The sequence below is a fragment of the Nannocystis punicea genome (assembly GCF_026965555.1).
Lineage (GTDB): Bacteria > Myxococcota_A > Polyangia > Nannocystales > Nannocystaceae > Nannocystis > Nannocystis punicea.
On record NZ_CP114040.1, the window covers coordinates 6,359,892 to 6,376,203 of the forward strand.

Sequence of the window (16,312 nt, forward strand, 5' to 3'; positions counted from 1 at the left end):
GAGCGCCCCTCGAGTCGAGACGACATCTACAGGCGGTTCACGGTGTGGAGTACGTTCCAGCCGGCGCCGCCGGGGACGAACGTATTGTAGATCGCCATCGACTTGTAGTGGCTCTCGGCCGGCAGGCTGAAGAACATCTTCGGGGCCGGCTGGGTCTTCGTCGACGAGGTAATCTGCTGCAGGGTCGGCGGATCGTAGATCATGAAGAACGAGGAGTACATATCGTCTCCGTTCCCGCCGATCTTGCCCAGTTCGGCGACGAGCTTGAGCCCGGCGTCGAACACGCCGAACCAATCACCGCCGAACGCTTTTGCCACCGCGCTCGAGGCCGCCAGGGCCGCGCTCACCCAGTTGAAGTTGCCCTCCTCGGGATCGTTCTCGCCGACGCGCCAGACGTACATGATCGGATCGTACGAGAAGCTGGCCGAGGACGGGATGGACGTCTTGTTCACGAACCAGTACTCGTCCCCAGGGTTCTTGACCTTGCCGACTTCGGTCTCGCTGAACCACTTCCAGCCGGGGCCCCACGCGCCGTGGGCGATGAACGGCTCCTCGCTGTCGCAGCCCCACTCGTGGCCCCAATCGTCGGCGCACCGGTGCGTCTTGATCGCGCGGACCGATACCTGATAGTTGAAGCTCGCGCGCATTTGCAGCTCTTCCTCGTCGGCCGCGTCTTTCGCATACGAGAGTGCCGCGCGCGTGTCCTCTCCGAGCCGCTCGTGAAGCCACAGCCGCGTGACTGGCATGGGCCCGCGGCGGTCCGCTCGTCCGCTCGAATCCAGGGCGTCGGAGATGTCGTACAGAGTCTCGTCTTCGACGCCGTACTGCGCCAGTGCGGCCTCAAAGTCCGCTTCGATCTCCGTGGCACCTCCGGGGTAACCGGCGATACGACGGTCGATCAAGGACGAGAACACTTCCATCAACTCCTCCGTGTCAGCGCACGGCAGGCCCCGGCGACGACAGAGGTCAGGGGCGTCGTGGATGCTGTGGGGCGCAGCCCAGTCGATCTCCTCGTTCATCGACACCTGGCTTTGAGCGGTGTCGCAGCCGAGGCTAAATAAGGGGATCATGAACCAACAAGTGAGCAGTACCGGGTTCTTCATGGCATATTCCTACGTTCTGACCTGAACGGTCGGACAACTCTCAGCGGTGTCTGTGCCCTTGCGAATCGAAGCTCTGCGCATCGGTCGAGAGGGTCTGTCCTGGAGTCGCTACGAGAATCGGCGCCGATCACAGGCATCGGCGCCATGAACATAAGACGTAGCTCACATGTTAACCTACGCTCGTGCGTGCGCCCGCGCGCCGGCGCCAGTCCCTCCCCCCACCTCCCAGCTCGAACAAACTCAATACGACCCGAGGACGCCTCACTCCTTGCCCGGCACGTCGTCCCACGCGAACACCTCGAGCGTCGGCGGCCCGAGCGGCGCTTCGTTGGGGTCATTGCCGGACAGGTCGAGCACCCGCGACTTGAACCACAGCTCGAAGTCGTCCTTGGACGCCGCGTACGCGTCGGCGGCCGGCGCCGGCGCGTCGATCCGCGTCACCACCAGCACCACCAGCCCGTCCGGCGTGTCCTGCAGGTGCCACGATTCGTGGCGCACCCCGTAGCGGCGGAAGAACGCGCCCGTCTCGGCGCGCCGCGGCCCGCGCAGAGCCGCGACGAACGCCAGCAGGTCGCCGATCGATCTGCGCAACGGGGTCATGCGGACGACGTACTGCATGCAGGGCCTCCGGCGAATGCGCCGACCGATCAACATAGCACCGCGACTGCGCCGGCTCGCCGCAGTCCCTGCATTCGCGCCTCGCCGCGCGACCGACCCCGGCGAGCCCCGCGACGACCCGACGCCGCCGCCCCCGCCGGCGCCCGCCTCGCGAACCTCGGCGCGCATTCGTCCCCGCTCGCGCGGATCGCCCTGTCGACGATCTGTCCCGAATCAAGCGCGATCCGACCGCCGGCGCCGGCGCAGGCCCAGCAGGGCGAGCGCGGCGAGCGGCGGGGCGGTGCCGTCGCTGCGGCAGCTGCAGCCGTCGTCGTCCCCCAGCCCCGCGCCGCCGCTGTCAGAGTCGGAGTCCTCGAGCTCGCCCGTGCCGCTGCTGCCGGACGACGTCGAGTCGCCGGTGGTGGTCGGCTCGTCGCCCCCGCTCATCCCGTGACTGTCGCCCTCGCTGTCGCTGCCGGTGGTGACGGCCTCGGGAGGCGGCCTGGGAAAACCGAGCGCGATCGGGTCGAAGCGGATCGTCTCGTCGAAGGCAGGCAGGGTGATGGGAATCTCGATGTCGGCGATCTCGTAGTCCTGGCCGAAGATCTCCATCACCAGCGTCGGCTTGAGGACGATCGTCGGGGTGGTGGCGAAGTCGCAGACGAGCACGCCGTCGGCCGTCAGCGGGTCGGGTGCAGGTCCGGGACCTGCGAGGAAGGACACCGCCTCGCCCTCCTCGGTGACGATCGCCAGCTGCGGCGCCGGCTCCTCGGCGCGGACCTCGATGGATTGACCCGCGAGCGACCCGTGGAGGATCACATACGCGTCGATGTCGAGGTTGCCGGCGGCGATGAGCACGTCGGGCGTCACCGGCACCGACACGACGGTCGCCGGATCGGTCTCGTCGTCGATCGTCACCGGCCGCTCCGGGTTGCCCTCCAGCAGATAGGGCGTGAACGTCTCGCCCGCGATCACCGCGTAGTCGTAGGGGCCGAGGATGTCGGACTCCCACTGCACCCCGAGGACGTCGAAGCGGATCTTCGAGTCGATCTGGAACCCGATGTCGAAGCCGACCTGGCCGGCATCGGCCGCGCCGGTGAAGCGGATCGTCTCGCTCGCCCAGTCGTACTCGGCCTCTCCGGGCATCGAGATCATCACCGAGTTGCCGGCGTGGACGATGAGCCGCAGTTGCACCGGCGAGTCGTTCGGGAACCAGTCGCTGTCGAACGAGAAGTCGTCGAGCCCGACCAACTGGCGCTCGTGCAGCGGAGAAAACGCAGACACTGCGACCTCCGCCCGCGCGGTCGGAACCCCGAGGAGGATGAGCGGCAGGAACAGCCAGAGACGCGGCACGGCGCTCACCCTACCGTAATCTCGCGGGCCGCAAGCGGAGCGACCTGCGCATTGGGTCGCGCCCGTTCGCAGCCGCGCTCCTGACGCGCGCAGACCCTCCTCGTGACGACCTCTCGGTCCCTCACGCCGACACGCTCCCCGCAGCTGCCATCAATACGGGCTCGCCGTCGGCCGCACGATCATCTCGCTGACGTCGACCTCGGGCGGCTGCTCGATGGCGAACAGGATCGCGCGGGCGATGGCCGCTGCCGGGATGGCGATCTTGCGGAACTCCTTCATCCCGTCGCGCGCGCCCGGATCGGAGATGGTGTCTGCCAGCTCCGACTCGGTCACGCCGGGCGAGATGACCGTCACGCGGATGTCGCCGCCGACCTCCTGGCGGAGGCCGTCCGAGATCGCCCGCACCGCGAACTTCGTCGCGCAGTACACCGCCGCGGTCGGCACCACGTAGTGCCCGCCGATCGACGACAGGTTGACGAAGTGCCCGCGGCGTTGCTGCTGCATCAGCGGCAGACCGGCCGCGATCCCGTGCAGCACCCCGCGGATGTTGACATCGATCATGCGATTCCACTCCTCGACCTTGAGGGCCTCGAGGTTCGACAGCGGCATCACCCCGGCGTTGTTGACGATCACGTCGACGCGCCCGAACGTCGCCTGCGCGAACGCCACGAACGCCGCCACGTCCTCGCGCTGCGTCACGTCGAGCCGGCGGTAGCGGACCGAGCCGCCGTCGCCCGCGATCTCGTCGGCCAGCGCCTCCAGCCGGTCCGTGCGCCGGGCCCCGAGCACCACGTGGGCCCCGTTCTTGGCCAGCAGGCGGGCAGTCGCCTCGCCGATGCCGCTGCTCGCGCCGGTGATCAATACGACCTTGTTCTCGATTCCAGACATGTGAAACTCCTGCGCTCCGATGGGCCGCCCGCATGCGGGCGTGCCGGGACCACGAACACCTTAAAAGCCCCGGCCGGGGCGCGTTAGCCTGTTCCTCGCCGGCCCTTGCCCGATCCTCCACCGCGCGTCGGCCTTGCTGCGGCGGAGCCCCACGAGTAAGCTCGGTCGATGGCGACGACTGCGCCCGCCGCCGCGGAGCTGGCGGCCTTGCTGCTGCGCCACACGCCCGGCGACGGCGTGCACGCGACCGCGATCCCGCGACTGTCGCTGATCCGCGCCGCGCGGCCGGGCGAGCCGCTCGTGCTGCTGCATCAACCCGCCCTCTGCGTGATCGCTCAGGGCAGCAAGCGCGTGCACCTGGCCGACGAGGTCTACCTCTACGACGCCTCGCGCTTCCTGGTCGTCTCGGTCGACCTGCCGGTCACCGGTCAGGTCGTCGCGGCCAGCCCCGCGGCCCCCTATCTGTGCCTCCGCCTCGACCTCGACCCCGCCGAATTGGCGCAGATGCTGCTGCAGCTCGGCCCCCCGCCGCCCGTGGCGCAGCCGCCCGCGCGCGGCCTCTACCTCAGCCACATGACGCCGGCGATGCTCGACGCGGTGCTCCGGCTGGCGCGCCTGCTCGACGCCCCGGAGGACATCCCCGTCCTCGCCCCGCTGGCCGTGCGCGAGCTGTCCTACCGCCTGCTCAAGACCGACGAGGGCTGGCGGCTGCGTCAGATCGCCGCCGGCGACGGCCAGGCGCGCCGGATCGCCCGCGCCATCGACTGGCTCAAGCAGCACTACGCCGAGCCGCTCAAGATCGACGAGTTCGCCCGCGAGCTGCGCATGAGCCCGTCCTCGCTGCACCACCACTTCAAGGCCGTCACCGCCATGAGCCCCCTGCAGTACCAGAAGCAGCTGCGGCTGCAGGAGGCCCGCCGCCTGATGTTCAGCGAGGCCCTCGACGCCGCCAGCGCGGCCTTCCGCGTCGGCTACGAGAGCGCCTCGCAGTTCAGCCGCGAGTACAGCCGGCTGTTCGGCGACCCGCCGGCCCGCGACCTGCGGCGCCTGCGCGAGAACGGCGGCCTGGTCCGGCCGGCGTGACGTCGCGGGAATAGCCTGTCCCTTCGGACATGCTCTCGCGGCCACACGCACATGTCCCCCGGGACATCTCGCGCGCCCGCGCGCTGCTCGCGATCCGCTGGTCCGGTCGAGCTCGCCGCGCTACGCTGAGACCGTGCGTGATCTGTACGTCGTCCTCGGCATCGAACGCAGCGCCGACCCCCGCGCGATCAAGCGGGCCTACCGCGAGCTGACGCGGCGCTTCCACCCCGACGTGAACCGCGGCCGCGCGTGGAGCGAGGAGCTCTACCGCGAGATCGTCGACGCTTACACGATCCTCGGCGACGACCGCACGCGCGCCCTCTACGACGAGTTCGGCGAGCTGTCCCTGACCCGCGGCTTCGACCCTGGGCGGGCCCGGGCCGCCCGCGAGCGGGCCCGCGAGCGCGACGGCGACGACGGCCCGGCCGGTCCGCCGTGGGGCGCCGCTCGCCCCGGCCCCGCGGCGGACGTCGACGTCGACGACCTGCCCGACGACGCCGGCGACCTCGACTTCGACGACCTCAAGCACGCCCGCCGGACCGTCTTCGAGGACATCCTGTCGAGCTTCTGGCGCGGCCGCGACGTCCGCCTCGACGACGACGCCGACGACGACGTGGAGGACCCGATGGGTCGCGACGCCCGCGCCGAGGTCTCGGTCCCGCTGGCGCGCGCGGTCGTCGGCTGCACAGTGCAGGTCCGCGTCGGCGGCGGCCAGGGCGGCGGCCGGATCGTCGACGTCGCGGTCCCGGCGGGCACGGCCGACGGCGCCGTCGTCCACCTGCCGGGCCACGGCGAGCCCGGCAGCCCGCCCGGCGACTTGCACGTCACGATCCGCGTCCCTGCCGATCCTGCGCTGACCCGTCGCGGCCTCGACCTCCACCTCGACGTCGCGGTCACGCTGCTCGAGCTGTACCGCGGCGACCTCGTCGACGTCGCCACCCCGCGCGGCACGGTGCGCGTGAAGATCCCGCCCGCCTGCGCGCCCGACCACAAGCTGCGACTGCGTCGCCAGGGCGTGCCCGGCCCCGAAGGCGAGGTCGGCGACCTCTACCTCGAGTTCCGCGTCCAGCTCCCGCAGGCCGGCGACGTCGAGTTGCTGCGCGCGCTCGAGCGCCTGCAAGCGGCCGCACGCCCGCGGGCCTGAGCCCGCCGACGCGGCCGCGAATGTGACAGTGAGTTCCACCCCCTCGCCGAGCGTCGATGTGACAGTGGGCCCCACATCCTCGCCGAACGCCGAGCGGCCGCGATCTCCGGCGCCGTGGACGCGAACCCCCGGGCGCAGGCGCGCCTGGCTGCGGCGGCGGGCCGCAAGAATCGCCGAATCAACGTTCTCTGCTTCAGCGCCTGGGCTGAGCAGTGTTCGCTCGCGCCGTGGTACGCTGCCCGCAGTGGCGACCACGAGCGCGAGCGAGCCCCTGCAGATCACGCGAGAGCCGGACCTCGTGCACCTGCGAGTGCGCGGGCCCTTCGACCTCCCGGTCGCCAGGGCGGTCCACGAGCTCATCGCGCAGATCATGGACGAGAACGGGCGCTGCTACTTGCTCGCCGATATGTCGCAGCTCGACGGGATCCCCAACGACGCGCGCCGCTACGTCGGCGAGTGGCACAAGACGCACACCATCACCGGCGTCGCGGTGTACGGGGCCAGCTTCGCCACGCGCGCCCTGGCGACGCTGATGTTCCACGCGGTCCGGATCGTCGGCCGGCAGCAGATGGAGATGGAGTTCGTCCGCGACGAGGCCGACGCGCGCCGCTGGATCGCGGCCCACATCGCCAGGACCCACGCAGCGACCGGAGGTCACGATGTCCGTCGGTGAGGTCGATGCCATGCTGACGGAGGTGCCGGAGCGCTTCCACCGGCTCATGGCCGTCGTCGGCCTGGCCTCGGTCGGCGAGTTCGCGGCCGCGCTCGACCACTTCTCCTCCGAGTTGCGCGAGGACGCGTTCGGCCTGCTCGAGGAGGGCCTGCGGGTGTTCATCACCGAGCTGAAGGCCACCCACGAGGAGCGCGAGCGGGTGGTCGCGGCGCTGCTGGAGGCCAACCAGGAGATCGAGCAGAAGCTGCTCCTCATCGAGACGCAGCGCCACGAGATCCACCAGCTGTCGGCGCCGATCCTCGACGTGTGGGAGGGCGTGCTGGCGGTGCCGATCGTCGGCACCCTCGATCGCGCGCGCGCGCTCACGGTCACCGACGCACTCCTGCAGCGCGTCGTGGCCTCGCGGGCGCGCGCCGCCCTCGTCGACCTGACCGGCGTCGAGGGCGTTGACGCCAGCACCGCCGATCACCTGATTCAGCTGGTCGGCGCGGTCAAGCTGGTCGGCTGTCGCGCCGTCATCACCGGCGTGAGCCCCGGAGTCGCCCGGACCCTCTCGGAGCTCACCCAGACGCCGCGCGACCTGCAATGCCTGTCGACCCTGCGCGAGGGCCTGCGTCACTGCCTGACGAGCCGCACCGACGCGCAACGAGCAGCGCCGGCGCCGACGCGGCCGTGAGCCGCCGTCCTCCGCGCCGGGGGCGGCGAGCAGGCCGCTGAAAAGTCTCCCCCGGAGTCGGCCTGTCCCTTCGGACAGGTCACGCCTACACGCGCGCCTCGCTCGCGGCCGGCTTGGTCCGCCCGTGTCCCGAACCGTCGCGTCTCCGCGCCCCGCGTGAACCTCAGGGCAGGCACAGCCGCAGGCGCAGCGTCGGCGCATCCGACCCCGACTCGCGCGTCTGCACCTGCACGCCAGGGTACGGCATGTGCTCCGGATACGACGTGCCCTTGAACGTCGACGAACTCGGGACGATCACGAGGCCGGCGGCGATCTCCGGCACCCACTCGCTCGCCGCGCCGAGCGGCGCCAGGTCGAGCGGCTCCAACAAATTGCCCACGTCCTCGACGCTCTCGACGATCCCGAGCAGGTTCGACGTCCCTGGCGGAACCGACCACGGGCTCGCGCACGCGTCGCCGGCCATCGGGCCACACTCGCGACAGCCATGCGACGCCAGACCGTCGACGCACGGCACAGCAGCCCCCCCCTCGCCTTCCACCCAGGCCGCGTCGGCGTCGAGTGCATGGACTGCGAATCGCAGCTCGGCGAACGTGTTGTGGTCGACCTGCGCCGACAGGTCGAGATGGGCAGCCTGAATCAATTCGTTCGGGATCGGCTCGCCGTCGAACAGCAAGGCCCCGTCCGCGCTCGGGAACCGGAGCGCCAGCACGCTCGTGCCGACGATCGCCGACTCGATGGCACCGTCGTCTTTGAACAACAACGCCTCGGGCACCCCGCCGAAGCTCAAGTGCTGGCATTCGAGCTCACCCTGCAGCTCGTCCATCGGGCACCCGGAGTTCACCGCGTCGACCGCGTCGCTGAAGAACGTGTCGGCCTCGACCGCGATCGTCACCTCGCAGCACCCGTCCATGTCGACCTCGTCGCAGAAGAACGCCTCGCCGCCGGTCGTGCTCGTGCTCGTGCTCGTGCTCGTCGGCTCCACCGTGGTCGCGGTCTCGGACGTCGACGTCGTCGTGCTCGTGGTCGTCGGCGACACCGTCGTCGCGTCGGACTCCGAATCGGTGGTGGTCGTCGTCGTGCTCGTCGGAGACGTCCCCGTCTGCGTCGAGCCGTCGGAGTCCGTCGAGCCGGTGCTGTCTCCCGGGTCGCCCCCACAGGCGGACGACACCACGAAGACCATGGAAGCGAAGACGAAGCTGCGTGAAGTCATGGCGAGAGACTATCAGCCGCAGCCGCGCCGGTCGGCGGCCTGCCGCCCTCGATCGCCGTCGAGACCGCTCGTTCGTCCGGCCTCGGGGCCGCCGCGCGATCGATGCCGCGACCCGACGTCGTCGGGGTGCGGATCGCCGATTCGGTAAACCTCGCGCGTCCTCGGCGCGACCGCGAGCGACCCGCGAGGTCGCGCGCTCGCACGATGGTCCTGGCGTCGCCGCCACGAGTGCGGCCGGGCGCGTCCACGAGGCCTGCGCCGCCGCGGACGAGCCAGTTCCCGCAGGTCGCGCGAGCGCCCGCGCGCCCTCGCCCGCTGCAGCCCCGACCTGACTTCGTGTAGCGTGCCCCGTGATGCGCCCCGCGCTGGTCCGCTCCCTCGGCGAATTCGTGCACCCCCTCCGAACCGCCGCGCTGGTCTGCTCTGTGGCCCTGCTCGCCGCCTGCAACGACGATCCGGGCCGCCCCGCCGACGGCCTCCTCACCACCTCCGGCGAGCCCGACGGCACCACGACCGCCACCACCGGGAGCTCGCCCACGACGACCACGGAGAGCACGACCGAAGCCCCCACTGGCACGAGCGCGACCACCGAGCTCACGGGCGACACCGGCCAGCCCGTCGACGCCTGCGGCGGCTGCGAGGCCGGCAGCGTGTGCGATCCGGCGGTCGGCTGCCTCGCCTGCGACGGCCCCGGCAGCTGCCCCGACGCCGTCCTCTACGCCGCGCCCGACGGCACCGGCAGCGAGTGCACGTTTGCCGCGCCGTGCTCGCTGGCGGGCGCCCAGGCGGTGGTCCGGATCTTCAACGACGTCATGACCGGCGAGCTGCAGGTCTATCTGCGCGGCGGCACCTATTCGTTGACCACCCCGTGGGTGCTCGGCGCCGAGGACTCCGGCAGCGGCGGTCACGATGTCGTCTGGCGCGCCTTCCCGGGCGAGACCCCGATCCTGAGCGGCGGCGTCCCCGTGGGCCCGTGGCGGCTCGTCGACGCCGACAAGAACATCTTCCGCGCACCTGTCCCTACGGACAGCCGCCAGCTGTGGGTCGACGGTCACCGGGCAGTGCGCGCCCGCGGCCCCGAGGCCCCCCAGGGGTTCGTCGAGACCGCCGCCGGCTACACCGCGCCCGACGCGAGCATGGCCGCCTGGGCCGACATCGGCGCCGTCGAGGTCGTCGGCTTCCGCCACTGGAAGAGCTTCCGCTGCCCGCTCGCGGCCGTGGCCGGCCCCGAGATCACCGTCCAGAACCCGTGCTGGACCGACGCCCAGCTCCACCAGGACATGAACGGCGACTTCAGCATGGACGCGCCGCAGTGGTTCGAGAACGCCCGCGAGCTGCTCGACGAGCCCGGCGAGTTCTACCTCGACGGCGCCGCCGAGGTCGTCGATCACATCCCGCGCGCCGGCGTCGACCTGCAGGCCGCGCCCGCGGTCCTGCCTGTCCTCGAGACCCTGGTCCATGGGGCAGGTACGATCGAGGCCCCGCTCCGGCACGTCCGCTTCGAGGGCCTCACGTTCGCCCACTCGACCTGGCGGGCGCCGAGCGGCCCGCAGGGCTACGTCGAGCTGCAGGCCGGCATCCGCCTGGTCGGCGGCGGCACCTGGGCCAGCGAGAAGACCCCGGCCGCGGTCCGCTTCGAGGCCGCCGACCACGTCACGATCGCCGGCTGCAGCTTCGAGCACCTCGGCGCCGGCGCCCTGTCGTTCGAGCTCGGCGCGCACGACAACCTCGTCGCCGGCAACCGCTTCGACGACATCTCGGCCGGCGCGATCCAGCTCGGCAACGTCACCGAGCCGTGGCACCACCACCCCGAAGACCCGGCCACGATCGTCGCCGACAACACCGTCCGCGACAACTTCGTCAGCCGCATCGGCGTCGAGTATCCGAGCACCGTGGCGATCTGGGCCGGCTACACCGAGGGCACGCGGATCGAGCACAACGACCTGTTCGACCTGCCGTACACCGGGATCTCGGTCGGCTGGGGCTGGGGCGCCGTCGACGTCGACTTCCCGACGCCCGCCTCCTCGCAGGGCAATCACATCGAGGGCAACCGCGTCGGCTATCACATGCGCGTGCTCGCCGACGGCGGCGGGATCTACACCCTCGGCGCCCAGATGGGCTCGACCAATGGCGGCAACTACGTGCACAACCAGGGCCACCCGTACGGCGCGCTCTACCTCGACAACGGCACCCAGCATTACGCGGTCACCGGCAACGTGGTCGAGAAGGTCGACTACTGGCTGCTCTGCACCACCTACGCGACCGACGCGACGAACAATACCATCACCGGCAATTACAGCGAGCTCGACAACCCCTACGTCCAGCCCGACCCGCCGCACCCGTCGAACACGATCGCCGACAACGTCGTGTTCGGCCCGACCATGCCGCCCGAGGCGCTGGCGATCGTGGCCGCGGCCGGCCTGTCGCCCGAGCACCGCGCCATGCACCCCGACGACGTCGCCCGCGGCCTGCCCGCCACGGCCTCGTCGATCTACGACCCCGGTCACCCCGAAGCCCAGGCCAACGACGGCGACGGCCGCACCGGCTGGTCGCCCAAGGGCGGCGACGAGGATCCATCCCCCTGGTGGATGGTCGACCTCCAGCAGCCGCGCTCCCTGGCCGGCGCCGAGGTGGTGATGCGCTGGGAGCTCGACCAGCCGGCCACCCGCGCCGACCTCGAGATCGTCGGCGCCAACCAACCCGACGCGAGCGACGCCGTGGTCCTCGCCCGCCTCGGCGCCACCCCGCTGCCCCACCGCGCGATCTGGCAAGCCCGCTGGCCCGACCGCACCGCCTATCGCTACCTCCGCGTCCGCAAGGCCGGCACCGGCTACATGTACCTCGGCGAGGTCCGCGTCCTCGCGGCCCCCGAATGAATCTTGGGACATGTTGCTCGAATCATCACAGCGCCTGGCGCTCACGACCTGGCGCTGAGGACCTCTGCGACGGCTGACAGCCGTCGATCGCACGACCTCAAGTCATTCGCACGTAGAGCTTCACCTCGAGGTCGGCCTCGGTCCAGCCCGCGCTCGCCATCATGCGCTGCCACGCCGGACCGCGGGCGCAGGCGTCGATGTCGGCCTGCGCGCCGGCGAGGCCCGCGTGCAACTCGTCGAGCTCGACCTCGGCGGTGAGCGCGGGAGCGCGGACCTCCGCCAGCGTCCGCGCGACCACCACGTACTCGTGGCTCTTCCACGGCGTCATGCCGTCCGGGAGCGGCAGGCCGCTCGCGTCCCGCGGGCGCATGCCGAGCCCGGCCAGCAGTTCCACGTGCGTGGGGGTCCGCCGGCCCAGCGCGAAGGTCGGCGCGCGGACCAGGAGGGCCGTCCACGGCCCGTCGAGCAGCTCGCCGAGGCCGACGCCGTGGTCCGCGGCGCACGCCCCCAGCGCCGCCCGGTCGCGTGGCTTCATGGCCGCCTGCTTGCCCGCGACGAGCTCGCCGAGCAGCCGGCGCGGCGTGCCCGGGATGACGAAGTCCTCGTCGACCCCGAAGTCCACCATGCGGTCGCCCAGGAGCGCGTCGACCGTGCGCGGCCGGCCGTCGTCGAAGGCGCCGGACGCCATCACCGGGATCACGCCCATGCGCAGGCGCCGGTCGTGCTCGTGCCAGGCCAGCAGGAAGGCCTCCAGCCGCGCCGCGTCGACGGGGCCGAGCCGCCCCCGCCGCCCGTAGTAGAGCCCGGCGCCGTCCAGCCGGTTGAGGCGGAGGACACCGTCGAGGCCGGGGTGCTTGCTGAGCGCGGGCATCGGCCGCGAGGGTATCGCGGTCGGCGGCGCCGCACCCCGGAAGCGCCGAGGAGAACCCCCTGGAGGTGTTCAAGTGTCCAGGAGAGTTGGCGCATCTCCCATCACGCGAATCGGGGGGCCCTCTCGGGTGTCTGTCAGTCATGACCACGAAGCTGGCGACCCCGATCATCCTCGAGAGCCTCGACCTCCTCGCCGCCGAGCGGCTCCTCTGCGACAAGGCGCTGCAGGAGGGCGGGTCGATCGTCGCAGCGGCGCAACTCCTGGGGATCACGAGGCATTCGCTGAAGCGCAGGATCGTCAAGCTGCGCCTCTCCTGGCCGCCCGTCCAGCCCGACCACCTCCTCGCCGAGCTGCGACCCCACTCGTCCTGACGCTTGCGGAGCGCCCCGCGAAACTCGCCAGCGAGCGCCTCGCGGCTCTCGCCCGCGTAATCATTCCGGGGCCGCGGAGCGTCCGCCTCCCTCCCAGTCACGCGCCGAGGCGCTCGCCGAGCCCGGTGGACGTGGCCCCATTCCCTTGCCGAGGGCAGCCTGCGCCCTTCCTGTCGCTCGTCCTCGCGTGCGTGGAGTTCGGCTCGAGTCTCCACACCCGAACGCGCTCGCACTTCGCCGCGGGAGCGAACCCTCCCTTGCGAATCCGGAAGCTGACTGGACGGCTCGTTTCGCCCTCGCGTGCTCCTCGACCTCGCTCGACTCCCCGCGGCGCGAAGGACTGGCCGGGGAGCGCCCGCTCAACGGAGCTCGGAGCCGGTCCACAGCCACCTCTCCGCGAGGCCTTCGGGGTCCGCGTCACAATACGTCCAGGAGCCCGTGAACGCGGTGTTCGGGTAGCCCCACGGATCCGTCCCCGACGCGATCAGATCCAGCATGAACAGTCCATACTGGCAAGGACCGCCGGAGTCCCCGCGGGTCCGCTCCCAACGCCCTTTGAATCGGAGGGACTTCACCGCGCCGAATTCAAGGACGTAATAGGAGTAACCCTTCATGGTGCCGTTGTCGTAGGCCCCCGAGACCTCGCCCACCTGCCCGCTGGCAGACACGTAGATATAGCCCGAGTATTGCCCGGTCGGCGATCCCCAGGTCGAAAGCCACGTCCCGTTCCAGTTGATCCCGTTGTAATCCCATCCCACGGACCGCCTCCTCGTCGGGCAACGAACATAGCACGGCGCTGCGTCTCGACCACCTGCCAGCGAATCGGCGGTCGCGACGGCGAGCCTGAGGAGGGGTCGCGGCGGCCTCCGCGACCGATCCTCGCCGAGCCGTCCGACGGCGAGCCCGCCTGAAGCGGGCGCCACGCCCGGGCCATTCCCGGACTGCGCGCATATGCACCGTCGACGACGAGGCGCGGCGCGACATTGTTGCCACCGGCGGCGTCCGCGGACGTGATCCCGATCTCTCCTGCCATTGCGATCGCCTCGGAACGTCGTATTTTGACGAAAGAGGAGATCGTGCGCATGAACAGATCATGGACCGGCCCAGAGTTTCTCGCGGCCCTAAAAGAAGACGTAATGATGGGCGTCCTATCCGCAGAAGGGATGGCGAAATGGGACGAGAGCGACCCGGAGGCCGTCCTGTTCTCCAGAGGCCCCAATGCCGTCTGCGGCGGTTGGGTGAAGGTCCCCGTCGGCGCGATCGTGCGTGTCGACGTGCTCGGGAGTTCGACCTGCAAGGAGCATCGACACCCCTACGTCCGCTTGCACCTCGATCTGAGGGCCGGCGACGCCAGACACGCCGCGGTGCTCGCGGCGCTCCGCGAAACTCCCCCCGCGGCGCCCGGTCGCACGATCCCTCGCCGCACGCCCAGGAGCTGCAGCAGCGACGGGCGCCTGTGTTACGACTGCTTCGATGCGAATGGCCAGTGCATTTGTAACTGGTTCTACGACGGCAGCTACTTCGCCACCACGGATTGCGGGACCTCGCCCTGAGCTTCGACGGCGAATGTCATGAGCCGGCCGCGCGCGGTCGGGCTCGCGGGCTCGATCGGCTCGCGTGACACGCACGAGCGGACACGCGGTCGAACCTGTCCTCCAGGACAGATCGTGCGCGGACTCTGCCAGCGGAGCGAGCTCAGGCCGCCTCGCGCCCCTCCTGCGCGGCGACCCACCGCAGCAGCCGCAGCACCGCCTGCTCCTTGGCCTTGGCCTCGACGTCGACCGTGATCCGCCGCCCCAGCCACGCGCGCGGCACGTCGGCGGGGCGCACGTAGTCGTCGTGGATCTGCGGCTGCTTGCTGGCCCACCCGCCTTTCGGGCTCGACACGTGGGCCCACGGCTCGCGCTCGCCCCACGTCGCGGCGGCCAGCTCGATCGCCTCCTCGACGTCGATCCGGCCCGGCAGGCAGCGGTGGTGATGGGCGTCGTGGACGAGCGGCAGCCCGGCGCGGGCGCACACCGGCAGGAGGTCGTCGACCGTGAACACCCGGTCGTCGTTCTCGAGGGCGATCCGCGAGCGTGCCCGTGACGACAGGCGATCGAGGCCGCGCTCGAGCCGCGCGAGCGCGGTCGCCTTGTCCGGCTGGGCGCCGCCGCCGTGGAGGGTGATCTGTTCGGCGCCCACGAGCTCGGCCATCACGCCGTGGTGCTCGAGCTCGGCGAGCGAGCTCTCGACCACCGCAGGCGACGCCGAGCCCGGAACCACGAATTGGTCGGGGTGAAAGCTGAGCCGCACGTCCCGCGCCCGCGCCAGCTCGCGCACGGCCGCGAGGCGCCGCTCCAGGCCGCTCCACGTCGGCAGTTCTTCGAGTTCGTAGCCCACCTCGGGGTGCGTGGCGAGCGGGAACAATTGCGAGGATATCCGGAAGGCGCCGATCCCTCGCCCGGCGCACCAGGCCACGGCCGCCGCCAGGGCGTCGGCGTTGGCGAGGGCGATCTCGCCGAGGTGCAGCCGCTGCGCCGCGCGCGGCTTGGCGCCGACGAACCTCGCGGTCGCGTGGCGGAACTTGATCGGCTCGGCGAGGAAGGTGCAGCAGAGCCCCAGACGCACGGCTCCAGCATGCGCCGTACTGCGCACATTCACCACTGGTTTTCATCGTCGAGAAGACGCTCGTCCTGCGCTCTCACCAAGGGCTCCGGCGCTGGGGCGAGCGCGCTGGCACCGGCGCTTCCATGAATTAAAATTGAATTGCGAGCTCGTCCGCGGCTCGCCGACAATCCAAAGAGACCCGCCTCCGCGCCGTCCGGCGCGAGATGCGGGCCTTCCATCGCCCTGGGCGGGGCTTCACGCGGTCGCGTTGCTCTCGAGGCCGAGCTCGCTCTCCTCGCGTTTCCAGGCGCGGGACAGCATCGTCCGGCTCTGGCGCTCGAGGTCGGCGACCGGCAGGTTGTCCTCGCGGAGCTCCTGGGCGACCAGGCTCGGCAGGATGCGATCGATGTGCATGACGAGCCGGGCCGCGTCGCGGTAGCCCTGCTCGGCGAGCATCGCCGTCTCGCGGTCGCCGAGCACGTTGGCGGTGGTGAACAGCATCAGGTAGCTGACGGCCACGTGCGACAGGAACGTGTAGTCGTCGCGGATCGCCTTGCAGGCCTTCTTGGTGTACACGCGGTTGAAGAGCCCGGCGAGGAAGCCGGTGACGGTGGTGACCGCGTCCTTGAGCGGCTGGCTGACCTTGCCGCCCAGCTGCTCGGCCCGCGCGTCGAGCAGCTTCAGGTGCCCCTCGAGCGTGCGCTGGAACTCCTGCACCGCGCCCAGCGCCTGCAGATCGCTCGTGCCGGTCAGCATCCGGGCCTGGCGTTCGACCGCCCGCAGGCCGTGATTCACCAGCGCGTGCATGTCCGTAATGTAGGTCGTCAAGGTCGCGGTCGTCTTTTCGGTCATGATGTCGTCTCTCGCGTCGTCCGGTT

16 protein-coding genes are annotated in these 16,312 nt (G+C 70.9%); 7 read left to right on the forward strand and 9 right to left on the reverse strand.

The features are described from left to right. Positions 1-26: 26 nt before the first annotated feature. The 4 genes from O0S08_RS24505 to O0S08_RS24520 all read right to left on the reverse strand — a co-directional run bounded on the left by O0S08_RS24505 (position 27) and on the right by O0S08_RS24520 (position 3,941). Positions 27-1,103 (reverse strand): hypothetical protein, encoded by a 1,077-nt coding sequence (locus O0S08_RS24505; RefSeq protein ID WP_269041663.1) that lies wholly within the window; start codon positions 1,101-1,103, stop codon positions 27-29. Between the two features lie 261 nt (positions 1,104-1,364). Further along, positions 1,365-1,721, reverse strand: coding sequence for a hypothetical protein (locus O0S08_RS24510; RefSeq protein ID WP_269041664.1), 357 nt, complete (start codon positions 1,719-1,721; stop codon positions 1,365-1,367). Between the two features lie 213 nt (positions 1,722-1,934). Beyond that, a complete protein-coding gene (locus O0S08_RS24515) occupies positions 1,935-3,053 on the reverse strand; it encodes an MYXO-CTERM sorting domain-containing protein (RefSeq protein ID WP_269041665.1) in 1,119 nt (372 codons plus the stop codon). A gap of 150 nt (positions 3,054-3,203) precedes the next feature. Then, entirely contained in the window at positions 3,204-3,941 is a 738-nt protein-coding gene (locus O0S08_RS24520) for an SDR family oxidoreductase (protein ID WP_269041666.1), read from the reverse strand. A 168-nt stretch (positions 3,942-4,109) separates the two neighbouring features. Here O0S08_RS24520 and O0S08_RS24525 point away from each other — a divergent pair, with 168 nt between their 5' ends. From O0S08_RS24525 to O0S08_RS24540, 4 genes are all read left to right on the forward strand, one after another. Then, on the forward strand, positions 4,110-5,024 hold the full coding sequence (locus O0S08_RS24525) for an AraC family transcriptional regulator (protein WP_269041667.1): 915 nt from the start codon (positions 4,110-4,112) through the stop codon (positions 5,022-5,024). 133 nt (positions 5,025-5,157) lie between these two features. Beyond that, positions 5,158-6,168, forward strand: a complete 1,011-nt coding sequence (locus O0S08_RS24530) for a DnaJ C-terminal domain-containing protein (protein ID WP_269041668.1) — start codon at positions 5,158-5,160, stop codon at positions 6,166-6,168. Positions 6,169-6,412: 244 nt separating this feature from the next. Beyond that, positions 6,413-6,841, forward strand: coding sequence for a SpoIIAA family protein (locus O0S08_RS24535; protein ID WP_269041669.1), 429 nt, complete (start codon positions 6,413-6,415; stop codon positions 6,839-6,841). Next, positions 6,828-7,517, forward strand: coding sequence for an STAS domain-containing protein (locus tag O0S08_RS24540; protein WP_269041670.1), 690 nt, complete (start codon positions 6,828-6,830; stop codon positions 7,515-7,517). Before O0S08_RS24535 ends, O0S08_RS24540 begins: the two co-directional genes overlap by 14 nt. Positions 7,518-7,680: 163 nt before the next feature. Here O0S08_RS24540 and O0S08_RS24545 read toward each other — a convergent pair whose 3' ends face one another. Then, entirely contained in the window at positions 7,681-8,727 is a 1,047-nt protein-coding gene (locus tag O0S08_RS24545; protein ID WP_269041671.1) for a hypothetical protein, read from the reverse strand. 353 nt (positions 8,728-9,080) lie between these two features. On the opposite strand from O0S08_RS24545, the gene O0S08_RS24550 reads away from it, so the two are divergent. Beyond that, a complete protein-coding gene (locus tag O0S08_RS24550; RefSeq protein WP_269041672.1) occupies positions 9,081-11,603 on the forward strand; it encodes a discoidin domain-containing protein in 2,523 nt (840 codons plus the stop codon). A gap of 97 nt (positions 11,604-11,700) precedes the next feature. Here the strand turns inward: O0S08_RS24550 and O0S08_RS24555 are convergent, their stop codons facing one another. After that, entirely contained in the window at positions 11,701-12,474 is a 774-nt protein-coding gene (locus tag O0S08_RS24555; RefSeq protein ID WP_269041673.1) for a hypothetical protein, read from the reverse strand. A gap of 140 nt (positions 12,475-12,614) precedes the next feature. On the opposite strand from O0S08_RS24555, the gene O0S08_RS24560 reads away from it, so the two are divergent. Next, a complete protein-coding gene (locus O0S08_RS24560) occupies positions 12,615-12,845 on the forward strand; it encodes a helix-turn-helix domain-containing protein (RefSeq protein WP_269041674.1) in 231 nt (76 codons plus the stop codon). Positions 12,846-13,204: 359 nt separating this feature from the next. Here the strand turns inward: O0S08_RS24560 and O0S08_RS24565 are convergent, their stop codons facing one another. Next, positions 13,205-13,603 (reverse strand): hypothetical protein, encoded by a 399-nt coding sequence (locus O0S08_RS24565; protein WP_269041675.1) that lies wholly within the window; start codon positions 13,601-13,603, stop codon positions 13,205-13,207. A 405-nt stretch (positions 13,604-14,008) separates the two neighbouring features. Here O0S08_RS24565 and O0S08_RS24570 point away from each other — a divergent pair, with 405 nt between their 5' ends. Then, a complete protein-coding gene (locus O0S08_RS24570; RefSeq protein WP_269041676.1) occupies positions 14,009-14,398 on the forward strand; it encodes a hypothetical protein in 390 nt (129 codons plus the stop codon). Positions 14,399-14,540: 142 nt separating this feature from the next. On the opposite strand, the gene uvsE is transcribed toward O0S08_RS24570, so the two are convergent. Together uvsE and O0S08_RS24580 are read right to left on the reverse strand one after the other, a co-directional pair. Next, positions 14,541-15,455, reverse strand: coding sequence for a UV DNA damage repair endonuclease UvsE (gene uvsE, locus O0S08_RS24575; RefSeq protein WP_269041677.1), 915 nt, complete (start codon positions 15,453-15,455; stop codon positions 14,541-14,543). Positions 15,456-15,689: 234 nt separating this feature from the next. Continuing rightward, on the reverse strand, positions 15,690-16,286 hold the full coding sequence (locus O0S08_RS24580; protein WP_269041678.1) for a DUF892 family protein: 597 nt from the start codon (positions 16,284-16,286) through the stop codon (positions 15,690-15,692). Positions 16,287-16,312 lie beyond the last annotated feature (26 nt).

Excerpts from the sequence above, each read along its gene's own strand:
- O0S08_RS24505 (WP_269041663.1), bottom strand. The coding sequence starts at position 1,103 with ATGAAGAACCCGGTACTGCTCACTTGTTGGTTCATGATCCCCTTATTT.
- O0S08_RS24510 (WP_269041664.1), bottom strand. The coding sequence starts at position 1,721 with ATGCAGTACGTCGTCCGCATGACCCCGTTGCGCAGATCGATCGGCGAC.
- O0S08_RS24520 (WP_269041666.1), bottom strand. The coding sequence starts at position 3,941 with ATGTCTGGAATCGAGAACAAGGTCGTATTGATCACCGGCGCGAGCAGC.
- O0S08_RS24525 (WP_269041667.1), top strand. The coding sequence starts at position 4,110 with ATGGCGACGACTGCGCCCGCCGCCGCGGAGCTGGCGGCCTTGCTGCTG.
- O0S08_RS24540 (WP_269041670.1), top strand. The coding sequence starts at position 6,828 with ATGTCCGTCGGTGAGGTCGATGCCATGCTGACGGAGGTGCCGGAGCGC.
- O0S08_RS24545 (WP_269041671.1), bottom strand. The coding sequence starts at position 8,727 with ATGACTTCACGCAGCTTCGTCTTCGCTTCCATGGTCTTCGTGGTGTCG.
- O0S08_RS24550 (WP_269041672.1), top strand. The coding sequence starts at position 9,081 with ATGCGCCCCGCGCTGGTCCGCTCCCTCGGCGAATTCGTGCACCCCCTC.
- O0S08_RS24555 (WP_269041673.1), bottom strand. The coding sequence starts at position 12,474 with ATGCCCGCGCTCAGCAAGCACCCCGGCCTCGACGGTGTCCTCCGCCTC.
- O0S08_RS24560 (WP_269041674.1), top strand. The coding sequence starts at position 12,615 with ATGACCACGAAGCTGGCGACCCCGATCATCCTCGAGAGCCTCGACCTC.
- O0S08_RS24570 (WP_269041676.1), top strand. The coding sequence starts at position 14,009 with ATGGCGAAATGGGACGAGAGCGACCCGGAGGCCGTCCTGTTCTCCAGA.
- O0S08_RS24580 (WP_269041678.1), bottom strand. The coding sequence starts at position 16,286 with ATGACCGAAAAGACGACCGCGACCTTGACGACCTACATTACGGACATG.